This is a genomic window from Colidextribacter sp. OB.20 (assembly GCF_009911595.1).
Classification (GTDB): domain Bacteria; phylum Bacillota; class Clostridia; order Oscillospirales; family Oscillospiraceae; genus Lawsonibacter.
Window position 1 is genome coordinate 1 of sequence record NZ_QWKG01000109.1, and the last position, 8,008, is coordinate 8,008.

General features: G+C 48.6%; 10 protein-coding genes. 2 read left to right on the forward strand and 8 right to left on the reverse strand.

What is annotated here, in order from left to right:
• Positions 1 to 158: 158 nt before the first annotated feature.
• Positions 159 to 704 carry a flavodoxin family protein gene (locus D1641_RS18225; protein ID WP_160668319.1) on the reverse strand — a complete coding sequence of 182 codons (546 nt, stop codon included), beginning with the start codon at positions 702 to 704 and terminating at the stop codon, positions 159 to 161.
• A 143-nt stretch (positions 705 to 847) separates the two neighbouring features.
• On the opposite strand from D1641_RS18225, the gene D1641_RS18230 reads away from it, so the two are divergent.
• The gene (locus D1641_RS18230) at positions 848 to 1,180 is read left to right on the forward strand and encodes a helix-turn-helix domain-containing protein (RefSeq protein ID WP_160668322.1); all 333 of its coding nucleotides are present in this window, start codon (positions 848 to 850) and stop codon (positions 1,178 to 1,180) included.
• A 62-nt stretch (positions 1,181 to 1,242) separates the two neighbouring features.
• Here D1641_RS18230 and D1641_RS18235 read toward each other — a convergent pair whose 3' ends face one another.
• The 4 genes from D1641_RS18235 to D1641_RS18250 form a co-directional block, all read right to left on the reverse strand.
• Complete coding sequence (locus D1641_RS18235) at positions 1,243 to 1,833, reverse strand: DUF1349 domain-containing protein (RefSeq protein WP_160668324.1); 591 nt, start codon at positions 1,831 to 1,833, stop codon at positions 1,243 to 1,245.
• Positions 1,834 to 1,966: 133 nt separating this feature from the next.
• Positions 1,967 to 2,839: a Sir2 silent information regulator family NAD-dependent deacetylase gene (locus D1641_RS18240; RefSeq protein ID WP_160668326.1), complete on the reverse strand. Its 873-nt coding sequence runs from the start codon at positions 2,837 to 2,839 to the stop codon at positions 1,967 to 1,969.
• The gene (locus D1641_RS18245; protein WP_160668329.1) at positions 2,784 to 3,575 is read right to left on the reverse strand and encodes a protein-ADP-ribose hydrolase; all 792 of its coding nucleotides are present in this window, start codon (positions 3,573 to 3,575) and stop codon (positions 2,784 to 2,786) included. Before D1641_RS18245 ends, D1641_RS18240 begins: the two co-directional genes overlap by 56 nt.
• A 78-nt stretch (positions 3,576 to 3,653) precedes the next feature.
• Positions 3,654 to 4,283, reverse strand: a complete 630-nt coding sequence (locus D1641_RS18250; RefSeq protein ID WP_160668331.1) for an NAD(P)-dependent oxidoreductase — start codon at positions 4,281 to 4,283, stop codon at positions 3,654 to 3,656.
• Between the two features lie 291 nt (positions 4,284 to 4,574).
• On the opposite strand from D1641_RS18250, the gene D1641_RS18255 reads away from it, so the two are divergent.
• Positions 4,575 to 4,901, forward strand: a complete 327-nt coding sequence (locus D1641_RS18255) for a helix-turn-helix domain-containing protein (RefSeq protein WP_160668333.1) — start codon at positions 4,575 to 4,577, stop codon at positions 4,899 to 4,901.
• A gap of 60 nt (positions 4,902 to 4,961) precedes the next feature.
• Here D1641_RS18255 and D1641_RS18260 read toward each other — a convergent pair whose 3' ends face one another.
• The 3 genes from D1641_RS18260 to D1641_RS18270 all read right to left on the reverse strand — a co-directional run bounded on the left by D1641_RS18260 (position 4,962) and on the right by D1641_RS18270 (position 7,857).
• Complete coding sequence (locus D1641_RS18260; protein WP_160668336.1) at positions 4,962 to 5,318, reverse strand: TnpV protein; 357 nt, start codon at positions 5,316 to 5,318, stop codon at positions 4,962 to 4,964.
• A gap of 225 nt (positions 5,319 to 5,543) precedes the next feature.
• The gene (locus D1641_RS18265; RefSeq protein ID WP_160668338.1) at positions 5,544 to 6,047 is read right to left on the reverse strand and encodes a hypothetical protein; all 504 of its coding nucleotides are present in this window, start codon (positions 6,045 to 6,047) and stop codon (positions 5,544 to 5,546) included.
• A 1,048-nt stretch (positions 6,048 to 7,095) separates the two neighbouring features.
• Complete coding sequence (locus D1641_RS18270; RefSeq protein WP_160668340.1) at positions 7,096 to 7,857, reverse strand: SH3 domain-containing protein; 762 nt, start codon at positions 7,855 to 7,857, stop codon at positions 7,096 to 7,098.
• Positions 7,858 to 8,008: the final 151 nt, after the last annotated feature.

Sequence of the window (8,008 nt, forward strand, 5' to 3'; positions counted from 1 at the left end):
AGACCCTCGTGGCCTAATTTTCTTTTTTTCATCTGTCTACTTGACAGGGGGCGGTTCAGAAATCGAAAGCCGCCGTTTTCTGGCGTGACAAGTTGTGCTGTACGATAGCTTTTTCTTATGCCGTGTAGCAGTTTCAGAATTATGCGTCCTTTGAAGCCTCAAAACTTCTCGGCCAATTTTGCCGCCTGCTCACAACCATCTGTCTTGTCAATGTCTCCGACACCTACTACTGCCGGAACCATCACCGCCCCCACCATTTTCCAGTTCAACAGGGCGGCCGACCTCTCAATCGGAATGCGGACACCGTCAAAGACAGACACATCACTTTCCTCACAGCAGGAAATCAATGCGCATTCTTTGCCCGAAAGATCGACCTTTGCGTTGTAGAAGGAAAACAGCTTGTCGATCACCGCCTTGATTTGAGAAGGGATCGAGTACCAGTAAACCGGCGTAGAAAAAACTACTGCGTCCGCTGCTTGGATAGCCGGTGCTATGGTATTGAAATCATCGTTGAAGGAGCAGGGCTTCCCTGTCTTAAAACAGGTTTCGCAGGCGCGGCATCCACTCACATTCATTTTGGCGGCGTCAAACCGGGTCACTGTATGTCCCCTTTTTTCCGCTGCCGCAATAAAAGCCTCTGTCATTGCAAAGCTGTTTCCCGCTTTGCGGGGGCTGCCGGTGATTACAACTATTTTTTTACCCATAAAATCATCCTCCTATGTTGTGGGATTGACTTTTCCCATACAAGATGGTAATATCATAACACACGCAGGCCAAAAAGCAAGTACGCACATTTAGGTGTGATACTTTATTTTTGGTTATATACTAATATAAAGGAGAGTGTGATATGAGCGAACGGCTTATTTCAAACGAATGTTTTAGGAGTACAGGTTTCAGCTATACACTATCGCTGATCAGCGGGAAGTATAAAATGACGATATTGTATGTTCTTGCAGAGTTCGGCGTTGTCCGCTTTAATGAAATGAAAAAATATATAGGAGAAATTTCCTATAAGACATTGAGTTCCACCTTAAAAGAATTAGAGGCAGATAGATTAGTTCATAGGAAGGAATATCCGCAAATTCCGCCTAAAGTGGAATATAGTCTTACGGAACGTGGGAAATCGTTGATTCCTATACTAAACGCAATTTGTGATTGGGGCGAAGAAAACGAGCCATAAGAGAAACAGGCTGAAGTCCTTTTCTATTTTGCTCTTACTATCATTTTTATGGGTAAAGGGCGTCACTCACCCATACGAATGTTTTTTACCGTTTTTTCCTCAAAGGTAAGGTCTGTATAAGTCCTTATTCCGCCATCTCCAACGGGGGCCTGCGGCAGCAGCCCTACCTTAACCGTTTCGCCAGCGGGGAGGTTGAAGAATCTCATCATGTAGAAGTTTTTGCCGTCAACAGAATAATGGAAAGCAAAAGATTTTCCGCTTCTGCACACTTGCAGCCATACATCATTGCCGTCAATGTTGCACCCGTTCGCATCGTCCGATTCTCCGTTCCGCGCAATCACACTCACAACGGCATGTGTTCCAAAATCGGTCATTTCAAAACAGGCTTTTGCCCAATTTCGCATATCTTGCATCACCATGATGGAGGCCGAGTCGTATGTATCCTTGAAGTCGTGGGCAACCTTTACCCGCATTACAAAATCGCCCGCAATTTCCGTATAGTAAAATGGGGCATTACATAAAGATTCCGGGGTAATTCCCTCATCTCCGATTGCGCCATTGTTAAAGAAAAAGTCGCTCTGTGCCGGAGCAATCATTTCTATTTTATTGTTTTCCTCTTTCATCTGCCCCTCATTGAGCCATTTGAAGTCCATACCAAAATCCTCCGTATTTAAGATGGGTATTTGAGCTGTAAATTTCAGCTTGCGGAATCATTATAGACCCACAGAAATGTACGTCAATTACGCACATGATGGTAAGATACTCACTTATAAGAAAGTACCCCCTCTATTCACAGACATCTTTCAGAAACTCGCCTATATCAACGCCAACGCAGACAGATCGACCCGATATTTCCCTTGGGGCAAATGCCTCTTGGAAGTTGATGCAGGCATAGAAAGCATTGGTGTTGTTGTGAGTATATTTCCAAAACGGATACTTGATAATGACCGGCGTATTACGCCCCACACCCAGCTCCAGGAAAACTACTCGCATCCCTTCATGCCGCCGCAAAAAGTCCTGATAACGGCTTTGGGCATGATACCATCCCTCGTCCTGAACAAAGGTATCGTCTGCCCGCAGGTTCATGGTCATAGGCTTGCCGCAGACAGGACAGCGGGGAATAAGCTCTGTCGGTACTCTCATATCCCGCTGCTCGGCAAACATCCGGCGTACCGTTTCCTCATTGTCATAGGTGCGCCGATGGCAGGGCTCCGAGCATTGCCACAGGCCGTAATCTCCCTGGGTGTAGAACAGCCGCTTCTTATCAAAGCCCGCAAGCTGGAATTGATGGTCAACATTCGTTGTCAGAACAAAGTAGTCCTTGCCCTCTACCAGCTTCAGCAGATTATCATAGACCGGCTTCGGTGCGGGTTCGTAGCGGTTCACCATGATATGGCGGCTCCACCACGCCCAGTATTCCTCCAGCGATGCGAACGGATAAAAGCCCCCGGAGTACATATCCCGGATGCCATACTTGTCGGCAAAATCCTTGAAATATGTTTCAAACCGTTCGCCGGAATAGGTCAGTCCTGCCGAGGCGGACAACCCTGCCCCCGCACCGATCACCACCGCGTCTGCGCTGTCAAGGGCCTGTTTCAGCCGTTCAACCTGCGCCGAGTATGCGGCGGTAGATTGTCTCGTCAATATCCTTGAAAACATTGAAAATCACCTTCTTGACGGACGTATCCTGCCGAAGAAAGTCCGTAACGGTTTTGATTGCGATTTCAGCGGCCTCCTGGTTGGGAAAGTGAAATTCCCCGGTGGAGATACAGCAGAACGCAATACTCTCCAATCCATGCTCCGCTGCCAGTTCCAGGCAGGAGCGGTAGCAGGAGGCAAGTTCCTCCCGGTCCCTGGCGGTCACACGACCTTGGACAATAGGGCCGACTGTGTGCAGAACATACCGGGCAGGGAGGTTGTAGCCTTTTGTCAGCTTGGCCCGGCCATTGGGTTCCGGGTGGCCCTGGGCCTGCATGATTTGACTGCACTCATCCCGAAGCTGGAGGCCCGCCGCCGAATGGATAGCGTTGTCAATACAGCCGTGGCAGGGGCAGAAACAGCCCAGCAGGGCGGAATTGTCAGCGTCCACGATTGCATCCACTTTTAACTGGGTAATGTCCCCTTTCCAGACGGCAATTCTCGGATGGCTGTTGACGGCAGGCAGCGCAGTTCCATCGACAACGCCCTTGCTGTTCCGTTCGGCGGACAGGAGATCGTCCTGCATGGCAAGAAATTCCCGTTTCAGCGGCATGGGCGGTCGGACATTCATCAGACTGCGGAGCAACCGCCGCTGGCTGGCCGCATCCTGGGGAAATTTCTGCGCCTGCGGCTGGTATTCGGGCATCTCTGTCAGCAGCATTGCGTTGAGTTGTCGTATTTGTTCCAGATGTTCCATAAGCGGTTCTCCCCGGTTCCTGATTTTAAGTTAATAGGCCGTCCCGCATCACACGGGACGGCCCTGTGCTGTTCCGGTTTACTTGCGCACTACGGAAATGCGCTCCTGGATGTGGCTCCCGCCCACGATCTCATCCACCATGGCGATGGCGTAGTCGGCGTAGCTGATGACGCTCTCGCCCTTGCTGTTCAGGGTCAGTTCTTCGCCGCCCAGGATGTATTCCCCGGTACGCTCACCCTCCGCCTGGAAATCCCCGGCAGGGCTGATATACGTCCACTTGACATCCTTGCGCTGGCGCAGTTCACCCAGGGCCTTGGCCATGGCGACGGCCAGGGGCTTGAACATCTCCGGGAAGTCCGGGCCGTCAGACACGGTAGCGGTATGATCGGGGTTGACATACAGGCTCCCGGCCCCTCCTACCACCAGCAGGCGGGTATCCGTGCCGCTGAGGGTGTCGCACAGGTGCTTCAGCGTGGTGCTGTGCTGCTCCAGCGTCTCCGGCGTCCAGGCGCCAAACGCATCCACCACCGCGTCAAAGCCCTTGAGGTCAGCGGCGGTCAGGTCAAACAGGTCTTTTGCAATTACCTTGCCGGCGGCGGACCTGTTCTCCCCGCGCACCACGGCGGTAACATCCAGGTTGCGATCCATGGCCTCCTTGACAATCAGACGGCCAGCCTTTCCATTGGCGCAGATAACAGCGATTTTCATGTTGCGTACCTCCATAGATTTTGATTTTTGTTTTGAACGCTGGGGTGTTTCCCTTCGTTGTCTGTATCATAGCAGACCTTTTGAGGGCTGTGAAGTACGCACAATATTGTGGCATAGGCACCCGGAGGTAACGATTGGACAGTTACCGCGAGGAAACGATTGCGCGGTTTCAAGGGGTTCCGGCTTTTTTGCCGGGAGAAAAAATTCTTTCTTTCACCTTGACCCCGGCGGGGGAGATACAGTAAAATAGAGCTATACAGCATTTTAGAAACTAACAGATGGGAGGATACGATGATGGAGGCCAAAACTTTACCCGCCTGCCCCGTAGAAACAACGCTGACGCTTATCAGCGACAAGTGGAAGGTGCTTATTATCCGGGATTTGCTGCCGGGAACAAAACGGTTTGGGGAATTGAAAAAATCCATCGGCAACGTAAGCCAAAAGGTACTGACTTCCCAGCTTCGGCAAATGGAGGAAAGCGGCCTGCTGATCAGGACGGTCTTTCCAGAGGTTCCGCCGCGAGTGGAGTACACTTTAACGGAGCTAGGCCAGAGTTTGAAGCCGGTTTTGGATGCAATGTGGAATTGGGGAGAAGAATACAAAGCGAAAAACGCCTGACGCAAGGGGACGATAATAGGGGCTGGCATTGGCTGCCAGCCCCTATTATTTCATGGATATTCAGCAGTAAACCAACTCTGTAAAGATAATTTCTTCCACCCTGGCCCTGCAATTATTCATCATCCCCACCCACGCCATCTGGTCACGGGCTTTCAATTCCTCGGTCGCGCCAGCGGCGTCCATCATCTGCGGGAGCATTCTGTCCATCCACTCCTGGGCGGTATCGTCGATGTCCAACAGATGAGCGGTAAGCTTTCCACTGCCCGCCAGTTCCCGCCACAGGTCATGCCTGTGCTGCTTCAAGTAGCTGCGCCGCAGACTGCCGTACTTACCCACCGTCCTGACCGGCTCCGGTTCATCAGCTATCAGATTAGGAATGTAGTAGTCTCCTACTCGAATATAAGTCAACTCTGCCATTTGTAACCTTCCTCTCATCAGCCATTTCATTTGTGCCGCAAATGAGCTGACTGTCTGTTGTATTTGATGCATTTGAAATATATCGCTTACAGCATACATCGTCCTCTAACTCTTTCAGCTCCTTCAAGCAATCACGAAGTAACTGAAAAAGCTGAATTTGTATATAAATTTCAATCAGAAGCCACAACACCAGAAACCCAGCTAAAAATGAGAGGAGGGCAAGCATTAGCTCACCCCCTCTCTAACCCCCTTGGGATCCTCTGTGGCATCTTCCACGCTTACCCCCTCATGGATTACCACCCGGCCCTTTTCGTCCACTCTGGCCCCGCCTACGCTTATCAGAGACAGCAGAGCTTTCAGCCTGTCAGCGTCCACCACCTCCAACTTGAACCGATTTGATACCAGCTCATAGCGATCTCCAGCCTTGCCGCCTTTGAGTACACGGGTAACAGCAAAATACTTGCTCACGCCGCTGTCCTCGTCCTCCATGATGGGAGTGAATGTAGCCAGCCCGGTTTTTGCAAGCAGGCCAGTGGTGAAATCTTCGTCCATCATAACCTCCCCAGCTTCGTTCACCATCACGCCGTTGATACGCTCACCGCTGGCAATCTTGGCTTTGACCTGCTTGTCACTGTACCATGTAAAGTCCCGGCTCTGATTCAGGTAAACCGCCCAGCCCTCACGCCGCTTGCCCAACTTCTCCTCAAAGATAACAGTAGCTTTACACATTTTTCATTTCTCCTAACTTTTTGATGTTTGAAAACTTTCTATCGCTTTCAACACAATCATCTTAACGCTGAGGTCATTGATGTACAAGACGTGATAGTGCAAGGGGATGTAACCTTGATTTTAGTGAGTTTGTAGCAGTTAAAGAACCTGTTTTCTCCGACTGCTCTATACTGGTAAATTTCTAACCCCGGTACTGTTTCTTATCATTGTCATAAAGGCTATTGGAAACATCTGAAACAGAATTTCAACTAGCCCGTTTTCTGTATCAGCACAGATTTTTCAACTTCCCTTTCCCCTCCCATTCTTTTTTCTGGAAACCCCTATTTTCACATCTTCAAACCCTCGAAATTTAAAAATCATCCATCAGTAATATTAAAAAAATAAATTAACCGAAAGTTTTCCGTTGTCATTTTTTTAATTTATAACAAGCCTTTCAACTGTATTAGAAAATTCACTTTTTCAAAATAAACATAAACATAGGCCAGATGTTTTCACATCTGGCTTATCTGCTTCAACAGTTTATTTTTACTTCTTCCTTGGTGGATTCAAGCGCCATATTTCAGAAAGAAGTTTCGTCTGATCGTCAATGTATTTTATCAGTTCTTTGCGGCTACAGACGGGAATGTGTGACCTCAACAGTTGTTTCCTAAACTGCTTATACGGTCCATATCTACATTGAAAGTAGCAGCCATATACTCTACCAGAATCATACTCCTCTCTTACGGCAACATCTATACCGTTTTTTGTTGTGGTCATAATTATACCTGATTGCATTTTGCTTTCATCCCCATTCATTTCAGAATAATATATATCTGTTTTTTGAATGCACTTAATAGAGCCTACTGGTTTATATAGAATGAATCTATGTGGGTTTTGTTTGGGTGCAAATGCTATACTATGCCCACTTAAACATGAAAAGCCGTCAGGAATGAATCCTGACAGCTTTTTGTATTGATGGATGTTGACGGATTTGATAAAAATAAAAAAGAAAGCCAATCAGATAAACCTGACTGGCTTTACTGGTTGTATTCATATACAATTTCTATGATTATTGTGCGTTGACTGCTGTGTTGGGGTTTTGGATGTTTCCATTTTCATCTACTATTGCTCCAGGACGAAGTTCTGGATGGTTTTCTCCTGTATTGTGCTCAGTAGCCCATGCATCCATACCTGCTAAACCTTGGCCCGCTGCTTCGTTGTCTGCTTTGTTTTTATCTTCTTGTGATTGACCACCACTAGGCTGTGGCTGCTGTTGACTGTCGCTTTGAGTTGGCTGCTGAGTTTGTTGCTGGCCACCACCGCTAGATTGCTGTTGCTGAACTACTGGCTTTGTGGTGCTTATGTAATTACTGCTCACATAAACTATACTACCATCACTTAGTTGGATTCTGCTCCAGCCTTCTGCTTCGGTTCCCGCTATTGCGATGCCTGTACGGGTTACACTGTCTCCCGTGTTCAGGCTCCCCAGCTTTTCACTATTTGCTGTATAACTGGCCCGGATGTTGACGGTGCCTGTAGCATAGATGGTCTCGTTGCAATCCTCGAATAGTTGTACTGCTTCTGTTAAATCTTCCTCTTGGTCTGCTACTTCTTCAGCTGGGTCAGCTTCACTCGGTACAACTGTGACCGTGGGTACAACCTCCTGCTTTACCTCTAACGGCTCTGCTGGTGGTTCTGTGCTGATTGCTCCGCTCTGCTGAACCTCTTGCTTTGGCTCCTGCGGTTCCTGTTGGGTTTGCTGACCCCCACAGCCTGCCAATGAAAAGGTTAGTAACAGAGATAAGCCAGTAATTAGAATCCTTTGCTTCATATTTTTCCTCCTTGTGCAATACATTCTGATTTGCGCTATGGCTGAATCAAATGTATCGCTTTAATCTCAACAGCTCCACCATGGGGGACACATACCCGGCTGGTATGCTCCCCGCATGGCTTCTACTGCCGAGATAACAAATAAATGCGCA

Excerpts from the sequence above, each read along its gene's own strand:
- D1641_RS18225 (WP_160668319.1), bottom strand. The coding sequence starts at position 704 with ATGGGTAAAAAAATAGTTGTAATCACCGGCAGCCCCCGCAAAGCGGGA.
- D1641_RS18230 (WP_160668322.1), top strand. The coding sequence starts at position 848 with ATGAGCGAACGGCTTATTTCAAACGAATGTTTTAGGAGTACAGGTTTC.
- D1641_RS18235 (WP_160668324.1), bottom strand. The coding sequence starts at position 1,833 with ATGGACTTCAAATGGCTCAATGAGGGGCAGATGAAAGAGGAAAACAAT.
- D1641_RS18240 (WP_160668326.1), bottom strand. The coding sequence starts at position 2,839 with ATGTTTTCAAGGATATTGACGAGACAATCTACCGCCGCATACTCGGCG.
- D1641_RS18245 (WP_160668329.1), bottom strand. The coding sequence starts at position 3,575 with ATGGAACATCTGGAACAAATACGACAACTCAACGCAATGCTGCTGACA.
- D1641_RS18250 (WP_160668331.1), bottom strand. The coding sequence starts at position 4,283 with ATGAAAATCGCTGTTATCTGCGCCAATGGAAAGGCTGGCCGTCTGATT.
- D1641_RS18255 (WP_160668333.1), top strand. The coding sequence starts at position 4,575 with ATGATGGAGGCCAAAACTTTACCCGCCTGCCCCGTAGAAACAACGCTG.
- D1641_RS18260 (WP_160668336.1), bottom strand. The coding sequence starts at position 5,318 with ATGGCAGAGTTGACTTATATTCGAGTAGGAGACTACTACATTCCTAAT.
- D1641_RS18265 (WP_160668338.1), bottom strand. The coding sequence starts at position 6,047 with ATGTGTAAAGCTACTGTTATCTTTGAGGAGAAGTTGGGCAAGCGGCGT.
- D1641_RS18270 (WP_160668340.1), bottom strand. The coding sequence starts at position 7,857 with ATGAAGCAAAGGATTCTAATTACTGGCTTATCTCTGTTACTAACCTTT.